Raw genomic sequence first — 19,656 nt, forward strand, 5'->3', positions numbered from 1 at the left:
ACCTGGGGGACCGGCCAGCCGGTTCCGCCCGTCCGAGGACCCTGCTCACGTGTCGATCACCTCTCCCTCGCCGCCGCCCGGCCTCACCCGGCTCGGGGGCACGCCGCCACTGCGCGAGTACCTCGCACAGGTGTGGGCCCGGCGCGAGTTCGCCCGCGAGACCGCGGTCGGCGAGTTGCGCGCGCAGCATATGGACACGACGCTGGGCGCCCTGTGGCACCTGCTGAACCCGATCCTGCAGATCTCCATCTACTACCTGATCTTCGGGCTCATCCTGCAGGTCGACCGCGGGGTGGAGAACTTCGTCGGCTACCTCGCCGTGGGCGTGTTCGTCTTCCACTGGTCGAGCAAGGCCATCACCGGCGGCGCCACGGCCATCACCGGCAACGAGGGGCTGATCCGCTCGCTGCAGTTCCCGCGGGCCCTGCTGCCGATCTCCACGGTGATCAAGGAGACCCTGGCGTTCCTGCCGGGCGTGCTGGTGATGATCGCGGTGATGTTGCTGACCGGCGAGGGTCTGTCGGTGAGCTGGCTGCTCGCGCCGGCCGCCTTCGTGCTCGGCTGCCTGTTCTGCCTCGGCGGCGCGTTCGTGACCGCGCGGGCCACGCACGTCTTCCGCGACACCCAGAACCTGCTGCCCTTCGTGTTCCGGCTCGTGTTCTACATGTCCGGCGTCCTGTACGTGGTCGACAGCCGTTTCCACGGCGCCTTCGAACGCGCCTGGGTGCAGTGGGCGTTCATCGCCAACCCGTTCTACGCACTGCTGAGCATCTGGCGCGACGCCTTCATGAGCAGCCAGCCGATCAGCAACCTGCCGCTGCTGTGGGCCTCGGCGGGGATCTGGGCGGTCGGACTGCTGGTGGTCGGGCTGCTGCTGTTCCGGGCCGGGGAGAAGGACTACGGCCGTGGCTGACACCGAGGTCTCCGCACCGCCACCGGTGACCGCGCAGGAGGAGGAGGGCCACCTCACGGTCCTCACCCGCGACCTGCACGTGACCTACCGCGTCTACGAGGACCGCCGCCCGCGGATGAAGGACTTCCTCGCCGGCGGCCTCAAGCGCCCCTCGTACCGGGAGATCCACGCCGTGCGGGGTGTGGACCTCGAGGCCCGCTCCGGCGAGGCGATCGGCGTGCTCGGCCACAACGGGTCGGGCAAGTCGACGTTGATGCAGGCGATCGCCGGTCTGCTGCCGGCGTCCAAGGGGGAGGTGTACGCCAGCTCGCAGCCCAACCTGCTCGGCGTGTCGGCCGCGCTCAGCAAGAACTCCTCCGGCCGGCGCAACATCGTGCTGGGTGGGCTGGCCCTCGGGCTGAGCCGCGAGGAGATCGCGGCCCGGGTCGACGACACCATCGAGTTCACGGGCCTGGACGACTTCATCGACCTGCCGATCCGGACCTACTCCTCCGGCATGCGGGCGCGCCTGCACTTCGCGATCGCCACGATGGTGGAGCCGGAGATCCTGCTCGTCGACGAGGCCCTGTCGGTCGGTGACGAGGAGTTCAAGGAGCGCTCCAAGAAGCGCATCGACCGGTTGCGCGACCAGGCCGGCACCGTCTTCATCGTCAGCCACAGCCTCGGCAGCATCCGCGATCTGTGCACTCGGGCCATCTGGTTGCACAAGGGGCTCGTCCGCGAGGACGGCACGCCCGTCGAGGTCGTCAAGTCCTACAAGAAATACCTCAAGGCCATCAAGGAGGGCGGCAAGAGCGAGGGACCCGGCGCCGCTTCCTGAACCGGGGTGCGCGATAGCATCCCCCGACGGTCACCGGTTCGGCGCCGTGCACTCGCGCGAGCCGGCCCCTGAACACCGCCCTTTCGCGATCACAAAGACGTGCTGATGTCCGACCGTGCCACCTTCTTCCGTGACGAGCGCTGGACCGCCGGCGTCATCGGCCTGGGTTACGTCGGCCTGCCCCTGGCCGTGACCGCCGCCAGCCGTGGACTCGACGTCGTCGGCTTCGACGTGTCCGAGGCGAAGGTCGACGCCCTCAACGGCGGCACCAGCCACGTCGAGGACGTCAGCGACCAGGAGCTTCGCGACGCGCTGGCCGGTGGTGCCCGCTTCACCGCCACCGAGGCCGACCTGTCCGACGCCGACGCCATCTTCATCGCCGTGCCGTCCCCGCTGGGTCGCAACCGCCAGCCCGACATGTCGTTCATCGAGGCCGCGGCGGAGACGGTCGCCCGCGTAGCCCGGCCGGGCATGCTGGTGTCGCTCGAGTCCACCACCTACCCGGGCACGACCGAGGACTACCTGCTGCCGGCGATCGAGAAGGCCGGCCTGACGCTGGACGAGGACGGCTTCGTCGCGTTCTCGCCGGAGCGCGTCGACCCGGGCAACGTCCTGCACACCCACCAGATCCCGAAGGTGGTCGGCGGGGTCACCCCGGCCTCGGGCGAGGTCGCCGCGGCCGCCTACCGGCGACTCGTGGAGAACGTCCACGTCGTCACGTCGGCCCGGGCCGCCGAGCTGACGAAGCTGCTGGAGAACACCTACCGGGCCGTCAACATCGCCATGATCAACGAGTTGGCGCAGGTCGCCGACGTGTTCGACATCGACATCTGGGAGGTCGTCGACGCCGCGGCGACCAAGCCGTTCGGCTTCCAGGCGTTCTACCCCGGTCCGGGCGTCGGCGGGCACTGCATCCCGCTCGACCCGCAGTTCCTGGCCTGGCGGGCCCGTGAACTGCGCGTCGCGACGCGGTTCATCGACCTCGCCGAGGACGTCAACCTCCACATGCCCGACTACGTGGTGCGGCGCATCACCGAGCTGCTCAACGCCCGCGGCAAGGCGATCTCGTCCAGCCGCATCGTGGGGCTCGGCGCCGCCTACAAGAAGAACATCGGCGACGACCGCGAATCCCCGTCGATGGACGTACTCAAGCTGCTGGAACGCCACGGCGCGACCGTCGGCGTCCTGGACGTCCACGTGCCGACCGACCGGCTCGCGCGCCACGGCTTCGAAGCGCTGGAGAACGATGCCGACCTCACCGGCTGGGACCTCGCCGTGGTGCTGACCGACCACGACGACGTCGACTACGAGCGCGTCGCCAAGCAGGTGGACCTCGTGTTCGACACCCGTGGCATCTACCGCCGCCGCGGCATCGACGCGGACAACGTCGTCGCCCTCTAGGGCCACGACGTCCTGCGACTCCTTCGCGTGCGCGTCCTGGTCGTCACCACCGTCCACACCCCGCTGGATGCCCGCATCCACCATCGGCAGATCCGTTCGCTGGTGGGCGCGGGCGCGGAGGTGACCTACGCCGCGCCGTGGTCGGCCACCGGCACCGACCCGGCCGCGGTCCTGCCGGGCGTGCGGACGATCGACCTGCCGCGCTCGGTGGGCCGCCGGCGGCTGGCGTCGCTCCTGGCGGCCCGGCGGCTGGTGAGGGCGGCCGGTCGGGGATGCTTCGACGTGGTCGTGCTGCACGACCCGGAGCTCGTGCTGGGGGTCGTGGGGCGGCTGCGGCGGCTGCCGCCGGTCGTGCTGGACGTGCACGAGGACCTCGTCGGCAGTCTCCCGGACCGGCCCTGGGTGCCCGCCCCCGCGCGTCCGGCCGTCGCGCGCCTCGGACACCTGCTGGAACGGTGGGCGGAGCGCCGGCTGCACCTGCTGCTGGCCGAGCACGCCTACCGGCAGCGCTTCTCCCGTCCCCATCCGGTGGTGCCCAACGTGCCGTGGCTGCCCCAGGCCGAGCCGCCGCCGGCCGGCAGCGCCGACCGGGTGGTCTATGTCGGCCGGGTGTCCCGCTTCCGCGGCGCCCACGAGTTGCTGGCACTGGGCGAGCGGCTGCGGGCCGAGGCCGGTCCGCGGCTCGAGGTCGTCGGACAGGCCGACCGGGACGTGGAACCGCTGCTGCGCAGCGCGACCGACCGCGGTGACCTCGTGTGGCACGGCTACCTGCCCAACGACCGGGCACTGGCCGTCGTGCGCGGGTCCGTCGCGGGTCTCAGCCTGCTGCACGACGTCCCCAACTACCGCGGGTCGATGCCCACCAAGGTGGTCGAGTACCTGAGCGTCGGCGTGCCGGCGGTGACGACGCCGCTGCCGGCGGCGGCCGAGCTGGTGGAGGCGTCGGGGGGCGGGCTCGTGGTGCCGTTCGGGGACGTCGAGGCCGTGCTGGCCGCCGTGCGCGAACTGGCCGCCGACCGGGCCCGCTGCGCCGCGCTCGGTGCGGCCGGGCGCGCCTACGTGGCGGCCCACCACAGCTGGAACGCGGTCGGCCCGCGCTTCGTCGCCGAACTCCAGCGTTGGGCGGGCACGGGAGCGGCGGCATGAGCGCGCCGGCGAACAGCAGCCTGCCGCCCCTGCCCGAGGGTGCCGGTGTCGCCGTGGTGATCCCGGCCCTGCACGCCGAGCAGGTGGTCGGCAAGGCCGTCAGATCGGCGCTGGCGCAGGACCTCGTCGACGAGGTGGTCGTGGCCGCCGGCGATCCCGGCACGGCCCGGGCGGTCGGGGAGGCCGCCGGCGGCGACCCACGTGTCCGCGTCGTCGACAACCCGTCCGGTCGCACGCCCGACGGGCTCAACGCCGCGATCGCGGCCAGCCACGGCGAGGTGGTGGTTCGGCTCGACGCGCACGCCGAGCTGCCGGTGGGCTACGTCGCCCGGGCCGTGGAGACGCTGCGCCGTACCGGCGCCGCCAACGTCGGCGGCAAGCAGGTGCCGGTGGCCGAGCGCGGCTTCGCCCGCGCCGTCGCGGTCGCGATGGCGTCGCCCGCCGGCGCCGGCGGTGCGACGTACCGCGTCGGTGGCCGCGAGGGCCCGGCCGACACCGTCTACCTCGGCGTCTTCCGGCGTGCGGCGCTGGACGAGGTCGGCGGGTTCGACCCGCGCTTCACCCGCAACCAGGACGCCGAGCTCAACGTGCGGCTGCGGGCCGCTGGTCACACGGTCTGGTTCGACCCGAAGCTGGCGGTCGACTACCAGCCGCGTGGCACCGTCGGTGGGCTGGCCTCGCAGTACCTGCAGTACGGACGCTGGCGCCGCCTGACCGGCCGCACCCATCAGGGCTCGCTCAGCGCGCGGCAGTTGGCGGCGCCGACGCTGGTGCTCGGGCTGGCCGGTGCGGCGCTGCTGTCGGCCGCCACGGGCCTGTGGATCGTGCTCGGCCTGGCGGTGGCGACCTACCTCGCCGCGCTGATCGTGGCCGCCGCCCCGGCCGTGCCGACGCTGCGCCTGCTGCCCGGCGTCGTGCTCGCACTCGGGACGATGCACCTGGCCTGGGGGATAGGCTTCCTGCTGGGGCCACCACGGATGACCCATGTCGAACGTTCCAGAGCGGGGGACGCCGATCGCTGAGCCCGGCGAGCCCGCGAACCCGGATGCACCGGACCCGGACGCCGCCCGCACCGGGTCCGCGTCGCCGTCGCCGGGTTCCACCGACACCGCCACGGAGCCGCCGGCCGGGGGCGGCCATGCCGAGGTGCCGGTGCCCGCGCGCGGTCCCGTCGAGGTACCCCCGCCGCAGGACGCGGCGCCCTCACCCGTGACCGAGGCGTCCGAGCCCCTCACCCGTGGCTCGGCGGCCGCCCCGTCCCGCGACCCGCTGGACACGGGACCGATCGAGTCGCGGTTCGGCCCGCTGGCGACCGACCTCGACGAGGACGCGCCGCTGCTGGCCCGCCTGAACGCGATGGGCTTCCGGCTGGTCATGCTGCTGGACGCGCTGATGCTGTACGGGCTGGCCGTGCTCGCCATGCTCGTGCGGTTCACGTTCGAGGGCCGCCCGTGGCCGACCTACCCGATGTGGCTGTACCTGACGTCGTTCACGATCGTGACGATCATCTTCGTCGCCAGCCTGTACTTCGGCGGCCTCTACGAACGCGAGCCCCGGCTGGGTGCGCCACCCACGCTGCCGCGCGCGGCCCGTCAGACGCTGGCGGCCGGCGGGCTGGTCGCCCTGGCGGATCTGGTCCTGACCGGTTTCGCCCGCGAGCTCGAGTGGGTGACGACCGCCCGCGTGCTGCCGTTCCCGGTCCCCAACCTGATCTTCCTCATCGTCGCCGGTGCGGTCGGTGTGGCCGCCAACCGGTGGTGGGTGCAGGTCGTGCGCACGCGCCGCGAGGGCCCGCCGAAGGTGCTGCTCGCCGGCGACGACGCGGACCTGGAGATCGCCCGCCGCCACGTCGCCATCGACCCTCGCCGCAGCCAGATCGTCGTCGAGGTGTCCGAGCCCGGCCAGATCCTGCCGGCCGTGCGGCGCACCGACGTCACCGACGTGGTCGTCGTCACCAGCCGCTGGCTCGACGACCTGTACCCGCACGCGGTCGAACGGCTCGACAATGCCGGCGTCACGATGCTGCTACGGGTGACCGGCCGCGAGACCATGTTCGGGCTCGAGCGCCTGCGGGAAATCGGGGGCCTGCCGTTCGTGCTGCTGCGACCGCAGACGATGCCGCGCTCGCGCGCCCACTTCAAGCGCCTGTTCGACCTCACGGTGCTCGCGGTCAGCGCGCCGGTCCTGCTGCTGCTGACCGGCGCGATCGCCCTCCATCAGCTGGTCGTCGCCGGCCGGCCGCTGCTGTTCTGGCAGGAACGCGTGGGCGCGGCCGGCCGGCGGTTCCGGATGGTGAAGTTCCGGACGATGTCCACCGACGCGGAGTCCGACGGCCGCGGGGCCCGCCTCGCCGAGCGTGACGACCCGCGGATCATCCCGGCGTGCCGGTGGGTGCGCGCGACCCGGATGGACGAGCTCCCACAGCTGTGGAACGTCCTGCGCGGCGAGATGTCGCTGGTCGGGCCGCGCCCGGAGCGCCCCGAGCTCACCGCGCAGTTCGAGACCGCCATCCCCGGCTACGCGCGCCGGCACGCGCTGCCGCCTGGCCTGACCGGGCTCGCGCAGATCCACGGGCGCTACCACACCGATCCGGAGTACAAGCTCGGCTACGACCTGCAGTACCTCGTGAACTGGTCGCCCGTCGCCGACGTCGAGATCCTGCTGCGCACCGTCTGGGTCGTCCTCGCCCGACGCCTCTGAGCCCTGCCGCTGAGCTCGGCCGCTGAACCCTGCCGCTGAGCTGCCCCTGCGGCCCTGCCGAGTGGGCCGGGTAATCCGCGCACGTGCGGGGCGGCGGGATGTCGAGACGGCGCGGCACGCTCCGCTCTCCGGGTGACGGGCCTCGCGACGAGGTCCGCGACACGAGGAGGCGACGATGCCGAAGTACCTGCTGCTCAAGCACTACCGCGGCGGCCCGGAGCCGCACCGCCCCGTGCCACCGATGGACCAGTGAGCGCCCGAGGACGTGGAGGCGCACATGGCGTTCCTCCGGCACGTCGGCGAGCTGCTGCGGGAGAACGGGGAGTTCGTCGACGCGCAGGCGCTCGCGCCGTCGCGGACCTGGGTGCGCTTCGGGGGTCCCGACGCGGCGCCCGTCACCACCGACGGCCGCTGCCCGAGACCAGCGACCTGGCCGCGGGGTGCGCTGACGGCGGCGCTCCGGGTCTGGCCCGAGCACCCGCCACGCGACCCGCACGGGTGGCTGACGCGGTCGCGACGCGGCGGCTCGTCGACGCCCGCCGGAGCGACGCCGCCCGCCACCGCCGCGAAGAGACGATGGTGCCGCGGCCGGCCTCCGCGAGACGGACCGACTGCGCGAGGTGATCGGCGAGCGGCACCGCTGGCACGCCGTACGGGGACACCTGCACGAACTCGACGGTGACCTGACGGCCGCCGCGACGGCCTATGCCGAGGCCGCCCGGCGGGCCACCAACCTGGCCGAGCGCGACCACCTGGTCCGCCAGGCCGCCCGCGCGCGGGCCGGGTCGACGCGTCCCGCCGGCGAACCGGCCCGCGAGGTCCGAGGTCGACCGGGCGGCGGTTCGGGTGACCGGTGACCCGGTTGCTCAGCCCGGCAGCCCGATCCGGCGCAGCACCTGCAGCAGGTCGTCCCCGCCGAAGCCGGCCTCCTCGAGCGCCTTGGCCAGCCGGCCGGCCAGCAGCGCGTTGCCGCAGCGGGGGCAGAAGTTGCCCTGCGCCAGCGCGTCCGGCAGCCGGAAGCCGCACCGGTTGCAGACCGACAGGTCCATCCGCTCCTGCACGCCCGCGTCGCGCAGCGCGTCCACGTAGCCGCGCGCGTATTCCCACTGGATGTAGCGGTCCGGCTCGGGCGCGTAGGCGGGCTCGTGGACCGGCGTCTCACCGGTGTCGATCAGCAGCTGCAGGTTCTCGCGCAGCATGTCCCACGGGTAATAGTGCTCCTCGGCGCAGTCGTGACACCACACGGCCACGCCGCGGTAGCCCTCGGGGCGGAAGGTCGCCTCGAAGTCGGCCAGGTCGTGCAGGTCCTGCTGCACGAGTGCGGTCTCGTGCTCGTCGAGCGGTTCGTCGTCGAAGTCGTCGAGGTCGTCGTCGTCGAACCCTTCGTCGTCGAAGCGCTCGTCGTCGAAGTCGTCGTCCGCCACGGGGAGCCTTTCGGACGCAGCGATCCGGGCGTGGCCGTCCAGCGTACGCGTGCGGGCTGACGTCGGGGAGTGGTACCCACACCCGGCGCAGTCGGCCCGGAACGGTCGGTGCGGACCGGCGCGCCGACCTCCGGCACGCCGCCCGACCGCACGCACGAGGGATCCGGGTCCGGCCAGTAGGCTCCGGGCCGCCCGCCTGAAGCGACCAGGGGTACCTCGCCGTGCAAACGACCACGATCGGTGGCGCCAAGCAGGCACGTGTCGGCTACGAGCTCGCCGACGTGTCGCTGGTGCCCAGCCGGCGGACCCGCGACGCCGAGCTGGTGGACGTCGGCTGGTCGCTGGACGCCTACCGCTTCGACCTGCCGATCCTCGGCGCCCCGCTGGACGCGGTGATGTCGCCCACGACCGCCGGCCTGCTCGGCGAGCTCGGCGGCCTGGGCGTCCTCGCGCTCGAGGGGCTGTGGACCCGCTACGAGGACCCCGAGGAGGTGCTGGCGGAGATCGCCGGCCTCGCGCCCGGGCCCGACGCCACCGTCCGGTTGCAGCAGCTGTACCACGAGCCCGTGCGCGAGGAGCTGATCGGCCGTCGCGTCGAGCAGCTCAAGGCGTCCGGTCAGCTCGCGGCCGGCAGCGTGACCCCGCAGAAGGTCGAGCGCTACCACCGCGCCGCGCTCGAGGCCGGCCTGGACCTGCTGCTGGTCAACGGCGTCACCGTCACGGCGCAGCACGTCGGACTGCCGGGCACCGACCCGCTCGACCTCAAGTCGTTCACGGCCCGCTACGACATCCCGGTCGTCGTCGGTGGTGTCGGCTCGGCCAAGTCGGCGCTGCACCTGATGCGCACCGGTGCCGTCGGCGTGCTCGTCGGCACCGGCTCGTCGTCGGTGGAGACCACCCGCGGCGCCCTGGGCATCCACGTGCCGCTGGCCACCGCGATCGCCGAGGTTGCTGCCGCCCGGATGCGCTACCTCGAGGAGTCCGGCCGCTACGTCCACGTCATCGCCGCCGGCGGCATCCGCACGGGCGGTGACCTCGCCAAGGCCATCGCCTGCGGCGCGGACGCGGTCATGCTCGGCCGCGCGCTCGCGTCGGCCGACGAGGCACCCGGCCGCGGCGCCTACTGGGGCTTGGCGGCCGCCCACCACGAGCTGCCGCGTGGCCGCTACGACCGCGTGGAACCGCTCGGGCCGATGCAGGTGATCCTGAACGGTCCGGGCCACCGCGCCGACGGGACGGTCAACCTCGTCGGCGGGCTGCGGCGGGTGATGGGGATCACCGGCTACGAGTCGCTCGCGCGACTGAAGGACGCCGAGCTCAGCGTCAGCGCCTGCCGCCACTGACGGGCCCGGACCGGCCGGGGCGCGGGACCGTGGACGCCGAGGCAGGACACACCGGCCGCGCCGGTCGGACGGGCCGCGCCGGTCGGGCGGGCCGCGCCGGTCGGGCGGGCCGCGCCGGTCGGACGGGCCGCGCCGGTCGGGCGGGCCATCCGCGCCGTCCCCGCCACGCAGGTCGGCGACGCCGGCCTGACCCGGCGGTCGCGGCCTACGTGCTCGCCGCGGTGCTGGGGCTCGGCCAGGCGCTTCTGACCTGGACCACCGGCGGCGTGCCCGGGACGTCGGTTGCGGCCGAGGACGCGGCGGTGTCCGCGAGCCGGATCCTCGTGGCCACCGTGCCGTACGCGACCGCGCTGGCGGTGGTCGTCGCCCTGCGCCGTCACGATCGACGCCTGGCCAGGTATTCCCTCGACGTCTGGGCCACCGGTCTGGCTCTCGCCGGCGTCGCGCTGGCGGCCTGGCTGCTGGTCCGCTTCGCCGTGGCGCTGCCCGGCGCCAGTGGCGCCCCCTACGGCTTCTACCGGCTGAAGCTGCAGATCACGAGCCCGCTCGGCGACCACAACACCGCCGCCGGCCTGCTGCTGCCGCCGCTGGTGGCGGCCGCGGTGCTGGCCGCCCGTAACCGTCGCTGGCTGATGGGCGTCGCCGTGCTCGCGCTGGGCACGACCGCCACGCTCTCGCGCGGAGTCGCCGTCGTGCTGGCGGGCACGGTCCTGCTGGCCGCGGTCACGGCTTCTCGCCGTCGCGTCGCCGGGGTGCTGGTGGCGGCGTTCGTGGTGGTGGTCGTCGGCCTCACGGCGGCCAGCGTGGGCCTGGACACCGCCGCGCCGCCCGGCACCGCCGCACCGGGTCCCGCGAGTCAGGCCGGAGCGGGGCCGTTCGGTACGTCGGTGCTCGGTCGCGTCGACCTCGCAGTCCGCGGGGTCGAGGTGGGCCGCGACCACCCGGTCGTCGGGATCGGGCTCGGGCGCTTCGCCGAGGTGGCCGACGACCTGCCGCAGCCCAACGACCACGCCCACCAGGCGTTCGCGCACGCGTTCGCCGAGGGCGGCGTGCTGCTGCTGGCAGCCGCACTGGTCGTGGTGGCGACGCTGGCGTGGCGCGCCCTGACCTCGCCGAGCGGTCCGCGACGTGACCTGGTGCTGCTCGGTGGAGCCGGCCTCGTCGCGCACGCCCAGGTGGAGATCCTCGCCGGCCGCCTCGGCTACGAGGTGCTGCTGGCGCTGCTGGTCGGACTGGCGGGCGCAGCGGCGGGCGACGCGGGTGGCGCGGCGGAGCGCGGGCCAGCCGGGCCCGCGGTGGACCCGCGGGGGTCCGACCCGGCCGGGCCCGCGCTGGACGCGCCGGGGTCCGGCCCGGCCGGCGGATAGCCTGCCGGCACGGCCGCGCGACGTGGTGTCGGCACGGTCGTGAGCCAGCACCGGCAGGAGTCCGCCCGTGACCAGCCCGCATCGCGACGTCGTCATCGTCGTCGACTTCGGCGCCCAGTACGCGCAGCTGATCGCCCGCCGCGTCCGCGAGGCGCGGGTCTACTCGGAGCTCGTGCCGCACACGACGCCGCTCGAGGAGATCCTGGCGCGCAAGCCCGCCGCGATCGTCCTCTCGGGCGGCCCCTCGTCGGTCTACGCCGAGGGTGCCCCGTCGGTCGATCCGGGCCTGTTCGACGCCGGGGTGCCCGCCTTCGGTATCTGTTACGGGTTCCAGGCGATGGCGTCGACGCTGGGCGGACGCGTGGAGCCGACCGGCATCGCGGAGTTCGGCGGCACGCCGTTGCAGGTGGTGGCACCGGACTCGACGCTGTTCCACGGCCTGCCGGCACAGCAGTCGGTGTGGATGTCCCACGGGGACACCGTGACCCAGGCGCCGCCCGGCTTCGAGGTCGTCGCCCGCACGTCCGAGACCCCCGTGGCGGCCTTCGAGGACACGGCCCGCCGGCTGGCCGGCGTCCAGTTCCACCCCGAGGTGCTGCACTCCGAGCATGGCCAGGCCGTCCTCGAACACTTCCTCTACGAGGTGGCCGGCTGCCAGCCGACTTGGACCACCGGCAACGTCATCGACGAGCAGGTCGAGCGCATCCGGGAGCAGGTCGGCGACGCCCGTGTCGTGTGCGGGCTCTCCGGCGGCGTCGACTCCGCGGTCGCGGCCGCGCTCGTGCAGAAGGCCGTGGGCGACCAGCTGACCTGCGTGTTCGTCGACCACGGGCTGCTGCGCCAGGGCGAGGCCGAACAGGTCGAACGCGACTTCGTGGCGGCCACCGGCGTGTCGCTGAAGGTGGTCGAGGCCGCCGACCGCTTCCTCGACGCCCTTGCCAGCGTCCGCGACCCCGAGGAGAAGCGCAAGATCATCGGGCGCGAGTTCATCCGCGTCTTCGAGCACGCCGCCCGCGAGGTCGTCGCCGACGCCGGCGCCCACGGCGAGGAGGTCCGCTTCCTCGTCCAGGGCACGCTCTACCCGGACGTGGTGGAGTCCGGCGGCGGCGCGGGCGCGGCCAACATCAAGAGCCACCACAACGTCGGCGGGCTGCCCGAGGACCTTCAGTTCGACCTCGTCGAGCCGCTGCGGACCCTCTTCAAGGACGAGGTCCGCCGCGTCGGCCTGCAGCTCGGGCTGCCGGAGTCGATCGTGTGGCGGCAGCCGTTCCCGGGGCCCGGCCTGGCGATCCGGATCGTCGGCGAGGTGACCCGCGACCGGCTGGAGCTGCTACGCCACGCCGACGCGATCGCCCGCCAGGAGCTGACCGCGGCCGGCCTCGACCGCGACATCTGGCAGTGCCCGGTGGTGCTGCTCGCCGAGGTCAACTCCGTCGGCGTGCAGGGCGACGGTCGCACCTACGGTCACCCGGTGGTGCTGCGCCCGGTCGCCAGCGAGGACGCCATGACCGCCGACTGGGCCCGGGTGCCCTACGACGTGCTGGCCCGGATCTCCACCCGCGTCACCAACGAGGTCCGCGAGGTCAACCGCGTCGTGCTCGACGTCACCTCGAAGCCCCCCGGAACCATCGAGTGGGAATGACCCCCGCACGCCCCTAGACCTGCCCGGCGCCTCGCCACAGGTCGTCGGCCCTGCGCCGCATGGTCGGCTCAGCGCCGCATGGTCGGCGCAGCGCCCCACGGTCGGTCCAGTGCCGCATGGTCGGTCCAGTGCTGCGCCGGTGCGTCGTCTGTTCGACCGTGCGTCGCTGCCTCGACATCGAGGTGGCCGCCGGTCGAGCCGCCGGCGCGTGGTCGGCTCAGCGCCCCACGGTCGGTCCTGCGCCGCGCGGTCGGGCCAGCGTTGCGCCGGTGCGTCGTCTGTTCGACCGTGCGTCGCTGCCTCGACATCGAGGTGGCCGCCGGTCGAGCCGCCGGCGCGTGGTCGGCGCAGCGCCCCACGGTCGGCGCAGCGCCGCGCGGTCGGGCCAGCGTTGCGCCGGTGCGTCGTCTGTTCGACGGTGCGTCGCTGCCTCGACATCGAGGTGGCCGTGGCGCCGGCAGGCGGGATCCGCCGCGAGTCGTCCACAGGCCTCCGCGGATCCATCCGGGTGTCCATCGTCGCGTCCGGCAGGCTGCCGGCATGGACACCGTGGATCTCCGCGCCGGAGTGGTGGCGCGCAAACAGTACGGCCGGGCTACTCGGCGGCAGTTGATCAAGGCCGCCGGCGTGTCACGGGCGACCATCACCCGTCGCCTCGAGGCCAAGGTGTGGTCGGAACCACTGCCCGGCGTGATCGACCTCGGCTCACACCAGCCGTCGTGGCGGTCGCAGGTGGCCGAACTGGTCCTGGCAGGTGGTCAGGAAGCCTGGGCGTCACACCTCACCGCCGGACACCTGCACCGCTTCCTCGACCTGGGCCGCCCGGAAGAGCTCGACCTGCTCGTGCTGCGGCCGCGGCGGCGGTCCATCGGTGATCACCGTGTCCACACCACCCGGTCGCTGGGCGCCGACGAGATCACCGAGCGCCACGACATCCGGTGCACGACCCCGGCACGGACGTTGCTCGACCTGGCCGCGACGACGTCGCCGGGCACGCTGGAACGCTGGATCGTCGACCTCGCCCGCAAGGACGCGTCGATCCTGACGGATCTCCGCGATCTCCTCGACCGGCACCGTGCCGTCCCTGGGCGTCGCCGACTCTTGGAGGTCGTGCTCCGCCTGCCAGACGGCGTGGAGCTCGTCGGCTCCCCCCTGGAGGTCCTCGGGATCCTGGAGATCCAGGAGTTGGGCGCACCGGCGTTCGTGGTGCAGTACACGGTGCGGGACCCGTCGGGAGCACGGATCAAGCGTGTCGACGTCGCCTGGCCGGAGTTGCGGGTCCTCCTCGAGTTCGACGGAGCCGCCTACCACGACCTCACCGACGCCCGCGCCGAGGACGAGCGCATCCGCGACCGCCTCCGCGCTCTCGGTTGGCGCGTCGTCGTGGTCCGGCGCGCCGACCTCGGCGGTCACGTGCTGCCGGAACTCGTCCGGGACCTCCGCCGCGGCGCCTGAGCCTGAGGAAGCGTCGCGCCGACGACCCCGCGTCAGGTCGGCTCGTCGTTCGTGACGCGACGGGCCAACGGGACGACGTACCACACCACCAGGATCACGGCGGCGAGCCCTGCGGCGGTGACCGCTGCGATCACGCTGCCCTGGTAGATGAACCGCATGACGGTGAACACGGCCAACACCATGGAAACGGCCAGCAGAGACATGCCGACGACGACCAGACGGATGGCGGTGTGCAGCCGCTCTCGCCGCCGGCGTCGGTTGGCGATGCGGTGGTACGAGGCCGGTGCGAGGAACAGCGCGGTGGCGAGGCCGGTCCCGGCGATCACCCAGGCGTAGAGGTCGCGGCCGAAAGCGTCCAGGTCACCGAAGCGCTGGCTGAACGGGGCGATCAGCAGGAAGCCGAAGAGCACCTGCACGCCTGGCAGGATGGTGCGCAGCTCCTCGAGGAGTTCGCGATACCGCTCGCGCTCCTCCTCGACTTCGTCGAGCGTGTCTTCGCGGATCTCTCGCTGGTCGGCGAGGCCACCGCCCGTCTCGTGCGTCTCGGTCATCCGAGGAGCATACGGACGTCACCCCACCGGCACGTCGACCTGCGCCGACCTCCGGTCCCTTCGGCACGGTGGTGAGGAGCGTCGACGGTGCGGAGGTGGGTCGACTGCGGGAGGCCTCGATGTCGAGGTGGTGACGCGGGGTCGGGCAGATGGCGCGCCGGTGCGGCGGTGGCTCGACCGTGCAGCACTCCGCCGACCGTGCAACGTCCCGCCGACGGTGCGCCGCTGGCTCGACCGTGCGGTGCCCTACCGACGGTGCGGCGCGGCCGCCGACCGGGGGCGCGCCGCCGGAGACTCGGTCAGCTCGTGGCGTTGTCGACCAGGGTCGCCACCTGCCCGCGGTTGACGACGTCGCGCGGGCGGAAGGTGTTGTCCGGGAAGCCGCTGGCGATGCCGGCCTTGGACACCGCACCGATCGCGTCGCGGTGCACGGAGCGCTGCACGTCGCGGAACGGCGGGGTGGCGGCCGGCAGCTTCAGCCCCCGCTGCAGCATGGAAGCCAACTGCTCGCGGGTCACCTTCTGGTCGGGGCAGAAGCGGTTCGGCGCGCAGCCCTTGGTGATGCCGGCAGCGGTCAGGGCGCCGACCCCGGCGGCGTGGGTGCCGGAGACGTCGCGGAACCGGTTGGCCGCCGGCGGCAGGTCCAGCGCCTTGCTCAGGATCGTGGCCAGCTGCGCGCGGGTCACGCCGGCGGTGGGGCAGTAGGCCGTGGTCGTGCAGCCGCGCACGACACCACGGTCGGCCAGCCGTTCGATGCCGGTGCGGTGCGCGTGGTGCAAGGGCACGTCGGTGAAGCGGGCGGCGGGCTTCGCGACGGCCTCACGCGGCGCGGCGACGCCGCCGTTGCGCTCGGCGTGCACGATCATGGACCGGTGGATCGAGAGGATCTTGGTCGCGTACTGCGGGTCGGTCGCCCAGTTGCCGTTGCCCATCTGTTCCCACAGCCGCGCCTTGCCCTTCGGGCTGACGAGGTGGAAGCGCGGGCTCTCCAACGGGTGGGCGAGCCTGGCCACGGTCACGTTCGGGTCCGCGTAGGCCCGCAGGTGCTGGATCTGGGCCCGCACACCGATGCGGGCGTTGCGGAACCGCGCGACCGTGCAGGTGCCGCCGTCGCAGGCGCCGATGCCGGAGAAGTTGTTGTAGGTGGCGTGGACCTGGCCGTGCGAGGGCCACCGGAACCAGCCGGTCTCCAGCACCGACTGGGCGAAGGCGATGTCGCCGGCCACGCCTTCGGCCCGCCCCTCCTCGATGAACAGCTGCGCCAGGGTCTCGGGCGACACGGTGGCGCGGTATGCCGAGCCGGTGGGCTGCGACGCGCGGAACCAGGCCGCGATCTGGGCCGCACTGACGCGGTCGCGCTGCATGACCGGCGTCTGCGTCGACGCGTCGGCAGCCGGTGGTGCCGTCACCGCGGCCGTCACCGACGACAGGATCACCAGCGTGGCCAGCACCGCGGCGCGTAGCCGCCGCGTCGGCAGCTGCCGCGAGTAGGTCACGGGCGCGGGGGCGGGGTCGGGCAGGCCGAGGTGCGGCGGGGTGGCGAACGTCACGAGGTACCTGACACTCGGGGCACGAGGGACAGGGGCAGGACGCACGCGTGAGCAGGCGGACGCCGGTGAGCGTCTGCACATGCAGGTGGTGCTTGCCCCTTGGAGGTCGGCCCATGAGGCGCCGACTCACTGATGGTCGACCGGTGCTGCGCTACGTTGAGGTCGCGTGCGCAGAACGCGGCGCACACCCGTGAGGGGAACTCCTCGTCCGTCGAAGGGCACGCGATGGAGTGGTTGATCGTTCTCGCCGTCGTCCTGGTACTCGGCATCGGGCTCGTGGCGATGTACAACCGGCTCGTGCGCGCCCGGGTGCGCGTGGACGAGGCCTGGGCCCAGATCGACACGCAGCTGCAGCGCCGGCACGACCTGATCCCCAACCTGGTGGAGACGATCAAGGGCTACGCGGCGCACGAGCGGCAGACGTTCGAGGAGGTGACGGCGGCCCGCGCGCGAGCGCTGCAGGTCGCCTCGCCGGGCGAGCTCGCCGACGCGGAGAACCAGCTGACCCAGGCGCTGGGTCGGCTGCTCGCGATCAGCGAGAACTACCCCCAGCTGCGCGCCGACGCGAACTTCCGCCAGCTGCAGGAGGAGCTCGCCCACACGGAGAATCTCGTCGCCGGCGCCCGCGGGCACTACAACGCCTCCGTGCGCAGCTACGACGAGACCCGCCAGGTGTTCCCGACATCGGTCATCGCCGGCGCGTTCAACTTCGAGCCCCGCGAGTACTTCGAGGTGGAGACCGTCGAGGTCCGCTCGGTGCCCGACGTCTCGTTCGAGTAGTGAGTCACACGTCCGAACCCGCGGTCTACGACGAGCTGCAACGCGCCAACCGTCGGGCCACGCGCGTGCTGCTCGCCGGCAGCGTGTTCCTCGCGGTCGTGCTGGTATGGATCGTGGTCGGCTGGTTCGCGCCACAGGCCGCGCTCGACCCCCTGACGGCTGTCCCCGTCACGCTGGGTGCGGCGACGCTGGGCCTCGGCGGCACCTACCTCGCCTACCGCGGCGGTCCAGCATTGGCCCTGCGCGCGGCCAAGGCCAGACCGGCCAGCCGTGAGGCGTATCCGCAGCTGCACAACGTCTTCGACGAGGTGTGCGTCTCGGCCGGCATCTCCGGCACGAAGCCCAAGCTGTACATCGTCGACGACCCGGCGCCCAACGCCTTCGCGACGGGCCTGAAGCTCGAGGACAGCCACGTCGCCGTCACGACCGGCCTGGTCGAACAGCTGCCGCGCTACGAGCTGCGGGCCGTGCTCGCCCACGAGGTCGCCCACGTCCTCAACGACGACATCCGCGCGGTCACCGTCGCGGTCGCGACCGCCGGCCTGGTCGCCCTGCTCGCCGACGTGCTGGTGCGGGCGCTGTGGTTCGGCGGTGCCCGCGGCGGCAACCGCGGCGGAAACCGCGGGGGTGGCGGCAACGCCGGCGCAGCCCAGGTGATCTTCCTCGTGCTCGGCCTGCTGGCGGTGGTGCTGGCGCCGATCGCGGCCCAGCTGATCAGGTTCGCGGTGTCGCGCCAGCGGGAGTACCTCGCCGACGCGACCGCGGCCGACCTGCTGCGTGACCCGCAGTCGATGGTCAACGCGCTGCGGCGGCTGGAGGCCGACAAGACCGAGCTGCGCCAGTTCGAGGTGGCGACGGCGCACCTGTGGTTCGAGGAGCCGAACGAGACCAAGGGCCGGGACCGCGGGGCGAAGATGGCCCGGCGGTTCGCGACCCACCCCAGCATCCAGGAACGCATCCAGCGGCTGGCGCGCCTGAACGCCGGCACGGTCCGCCTCGACGACCCGCTGCCACCGCCGCCCGGTCGCGGTCCGCGGCCCGACGCCGGCGGCGGACCCGCCAGCGCGCCGGAAGGGCAGCCGTCGACCGGGGATTCGCCCTGGGGCGGGATGCCGCCCTGGGGTCCGATCCCGGGTACGACACCGCCACCACCGCCGCCGCCACCACGGGGACGTTGATGGGCACCTCCCGCCGCGCCGTGACGGCCCTCCCGGGTGTCGGGCGCCTGGTCCGCACGCTCGACGCCACCCGCGACGAGCGTGACCGGCTGCGCCGCCAGCGCGACCGGCTGCGCGAGGAGAACGCCGCCCTCCGTGACGCGCAGGCCGCCCTTCGCGAGGAGCATGCCGAGCTGCAGGACCGGCACGCACGGCTGCAGGCCGAGTCGGGGCACTCGCGGAAGGGCGCCGCTACGAGCCCGTACCCCGCCGCGGCGACGGGCGACGCGACGCGTTCGCCGTCGACGGCGAACGGGCTGCGCTCCCCGGCGGAGCAGCGGGCGCTGGAGGCCCGCCTGAGCCAGCCGAGCTTCTTCGCCCGCCTGGAGACGCTGCGCCGCGTCCGAGCGCTCGCACAGGACGAATTCGGCGTCACGGACCCGATCTGGGCGCACAACAGCAAGTCCGCCGGCTACGAGCTGGCGCGTTCCCTGGGCGTCCGCGTCCCGGAGCTGGTGGCCGGCCCCACGGAGCTGGACGAACTCGCCCGGCCCACCCGGGCCCGGGTCGTGGTCAAGCCCGTGGAGGGCTCGACCGCCCGCGGCGTGATGCCGCTGGTGGCCGCCGACGACGGTGCCTGGCACCTGCTGTTCGACCTGTCGCGCACCTACACCTGGGAGCAGATCGTCGATCTGCTGCGCGACGCCGTCGCCGAGGGCAAGATCTCCAGCCGCTTCATCGTCGAGGAGCTCATCCCGGGGCCCGGGCCGCTGGCGTTGCCCTACGACTGGAAGCTGTACTGCGTCGGCGGCCGGGTCCAGCTCGTCCTGCAGCGCGACGCCCGCAACCAGCGCGCCGGCCGGCAGGCCGGCATGCGCTTCTGGACCCGCGAGTTCACCGACCTGGGCCAGGCCCGTCTGCTGCAGGACCGCGACCAGGAGATGGCACGCCCGCACCACCCGGGCGAGCTGGTCGCCGTCGCCGAGCGCATCGCCGCCGCGCTGCCCGGCCACTTCGTCCGCGTCGACCTCTACGACGCGCCCGACGGGGTCGTGTTCGGCGAGATCACCCCTCAGCCGGGTGGCCAGCAGCTGTTCCGGGACGATCTCGACCGGCAGCTGGGCGAGGCATGGGACCGCGCCGAGGCGGCGGACTTCGCCGCCCGGGTCCGCGGCGACGGGCCCGCCCCGGCCTGACCAGCCGCCCCGGCCTGACCGGCCGCCCCGGCCTGACCGGCCGCCCCGGCCTGACCAGCGCCCCGCCCGACGCCGGACCGCGGGTCGGGCCCGGGCCCCGATCCGGGACCACCCGCCCGTCGCGTCGCGGATTTGAGGCCCGGGGACCCTCGGCGCGGTCCCCTCGGATCGCGAGTCTGACCCGACGTGCACGGACCACGTGCCACGGAGC

Annotated in this window: 17 protein-coding genes; 14 read left to right on the forward strand and 3 right to left on the reverse strand. The window is 73.6% G+C overall.

What is annotated here, in order from left to right:
- Nucleotides 1–49 precede the first annotated feature (49 nt).
- From ACERM0_RS05760 to ACERM0_RS05790, 7 genes are all read left to right on the forward strand, one after another.
- On the forward strand, nt 50–913 hold the full coding sequence (locus tag ACERM0_RS05760) for an ABC transporter permease (protein WP_373677590.1): 864 nt from the start codon (nt 50–52) through the stop codon (nt 911–913).
- Nucleotides 906–1,733: an ABC transporter ATP-binding protein gene (locus ACERM0_RS05765; protein WP_373677591.1), complete on the forward strand. Its 828-nt coding sequence runs from the start codon at nt 906–908 to the stop codon at nt 1,731–1,733. Before ACERM0_RS05760 ends, ACERM0_RS05765 begins: the two co-directional genes overlap by 8 nt.
- 105 nt (nt 1,734–1,838) lie before the next feature.
- Complete coding sequence (locus tag ACERM0_RS05770) at nt 1,839–3,134, forward strand: nucleotide sugar dehydrogenase (protein WP_373677592.1); 1,296 nt, start codon at nt 1,839–1,841, stop codon at nt 3,132–3,134.
- Nucleotides 3,135–3,161: 27 nt separating this feature from the next.
- Nucleotides 3,162–4,280 carry a glycosyltransferase gene (locus ACERM0_RS05775; RefSeq protein ID WP_373677593.1) on the forward strand — a complete coding sequence of 373 codons (1,119 nt, stop codon included), beginning with the start codon at nt 3,162–3,164 and terminating at the stop codon, nt 4,278–4,280.
- Complete coding sequence (locus ACERM0_RS05780; protein WP_373677594.1) at nt 4,277–5,302, forward strand: glycosyltransferase family 2 protein; 1,026 nt, start codon at nt 4,277–4,279, stop codon at nt 5,300–5,302. Before ACERM0_RS05775 ends, ACERM0_RS05780 begins: the two co-directional genes overlap by 4 nt.
- The gene (locus ACERM0_RS05785) at nt 5,265–6,980 is read left to right on the forward strand and encodes a sugar transferase (RefSeq protein WP_373677595.1); all 1,716 of its coding nucleotides are present in this window, start codon (nt 5,265–5,267) and stop codon (nt 6,978–6,980) included. Before ACERM0_RS05780 ends, ACERM0_RS05785 begins: the two co-directional genes overlap by 38 nt.
- 620 nt (nt 6,981–7,600) lie before the next feature.
- On the forward strand, nt 7,601–7,837 hold the full coding sequence (locus tag ACERM0_RS05790) for a hypothetical protein (protein ID WP_373677596.1): 237 nt from the start codon (nt 7,601–7,603) through the stop codon (nt 7,835–7,837).
- Between the two features lie 9 nt (nt 7,838–7,846).
- On the opposite strand, the gene ACERM0_RS05795 is transcribed toward ACERM0_RS05790, so the two are convergent.
- Nucleotides 7,847–8,404: a DUF5319 family protein gene (locus ACERM0_RS05795; RefSeq protein ID WP_373677597.1), complete on the reverse strand. Its 558-nt coding sequence runs from the start codon at nt 8,402–8,404 to the stop codon at nt 7,847–7,849.
- Between the two features lie 221 nt (nt 8,405–8,625).
- Between ACERM0_RS05795 and ACERM0_RS05800 the strand changes: the two genes are divergently transcribed.
- The 4 genes from ACERM0_RS05800 to ACERM0_RS05815 all read left to right on the forward strand — a co-directional run bounded on the left by ACERM0_RS05800 (nt 8,626) and on the right by ACERM0_RS05815 (nt 14,211).
- Nucleotides 8,626–9,747 carry a GuaB3 family IMP dehydrogenase-related protein gene (locus ACERM0_RS05800; RefSeq protein WP_373677598.1) on the forward strand — a complete coding sequence of 374 codons (1,122 nt, stop codon included), beginning with the start codon at nt 8,626–8,628 and terminating at the stop codon, nt 9,745–9,747.
- A gap of 209 nt (nt 9,748–9,956) precedes the next feature.
- Nucleotides 9,957–11,114, forward strand: coding sequence for an O-antigen ligase family protein (locus tag ACERM0_RS05805; protein WP_373677599.1), 1,158 nt, complete (start codon nt 9,957–9,959; stop codon nt 11,112–11,114).
- Nucleotides 11,115–11,181: 67 nt separating this feature from the next.
- Nucleotides 11,182–12,756: a glutamine-hydrolyzing GMP synthase gene (gene guaA, locus ACERM0_RS05810; protein ID WP_373677600.1), complete on the forward strand. Its 1,575-nt coding sequence runs from the start codon at nt 11,182–11,184 to the stop codon at nt 12,754–12,756.
- Nucleotides 12,757–13,296: 540 nt separating this feature from the next.
- Nucleotides 13,297–14,211, forward strand: coding sequence for a hypothetical protein (locus ACERM0_RS05815; protein WP_373677601.1), 915 nt, complete (start codon nt 13,297–13,299; stop codon nt 14,209–14,211).
- A 32-nt stretch (nt 14,212–14,243) separates the two neighbouring features.
- On the opposite strand, the gene ACERM0_RS05820 is transcribed toward ACERM0_RS05815, so the two are convergent.
- Both ACERM0_RS05820 and ACERM0_RS05825 read right to left on the reverse strand, forming a co-directional pair.
- Nucleotides 14,244–14,762 (reverse strand): DUF6328 family protein, encoded by a 519-nt coding sequence (locus ACERM0_RS05820; protein ID WP_373677602.1) that lies wholly within the window; start codon nt 14,760–14,762, stop codon nt 14,244–14,246.
- Between the two features lie 299 nt (nt 14,763–15,061).
- Complete coding sequence (locus tag ACERM0_RS05825; RefSeq protein ID WP_373677603.1) at nt 15,062–16,312, reverse strand: S-layer homology domain-containing protein; 1,251 nt, start codon at nt 16,310–16,312, stop codon at nt 15,062–15,064.
- A 225-nt stretch (nt 16,313–16,537) separates the two neighbouring features.
- Here ACERM0_RS05825 and ACERM0_RS05830 point away from each other — a divergent pair, with 225 nt between their 5' ends.
- Genes ACERM0_RS05830 through ACERM0_RS05840 form a run of 3 tightly spaced genes read left to right on the forward strand, consistent with a single transcriptional unit; the run spans nt 16,538 to nt 19,445 of the window.
- The gene (locus ACERM0_RS05830; protein ID WP_373677605.1) at nt 16,538–17,092 is read left to right on the forward strand and encodes a LemA family protein; all 555 of its coding nucleotides are present in this window, start codon (nt 16,538–16,540) and stop codon (nt 17,090–17,092) included.
- A complete protein-coding gene (locus ACERM0_RS05835; protein WP_373677606.1) occupies nt 17,092–18,270 on the forward strand; it encodes a M48 family metalloprotease in 1,179 nt (392 codons plus the stop codon). Before ACERM0_RS05830 ends, ACERM0_RS05835 begins: the two co-directional genes overlap by 1 nt.
- On the forward strand, nt 18,270–19,445 hold the full coding sequence (locus tag ACERM0_RS05840) for an ATP-grasp fold amidoligase family protein (protein ID WP_373677607.1): 1,176 nt from the start codon (nt 18,270–18,272) through the stop codon (nt 19,443–19,445). The genes ACERM0_RS05835 and ACERM0_RS05840 overlap by 1 nt, the downstream gene beginning before the upstream one ends.
- Nucleotides 19,446–19,656: the final 211 nt, after the last annotated feature.

It is taken from the genome of Egicoccus sp. AB-alg2 (assembly GCF_041821065.1).
Lineage (GTDB): Bacteria > Actinomycetota > Nitriliruptoria > Nitriliruptorales > Nitriliruptoraceae > Egicoccus.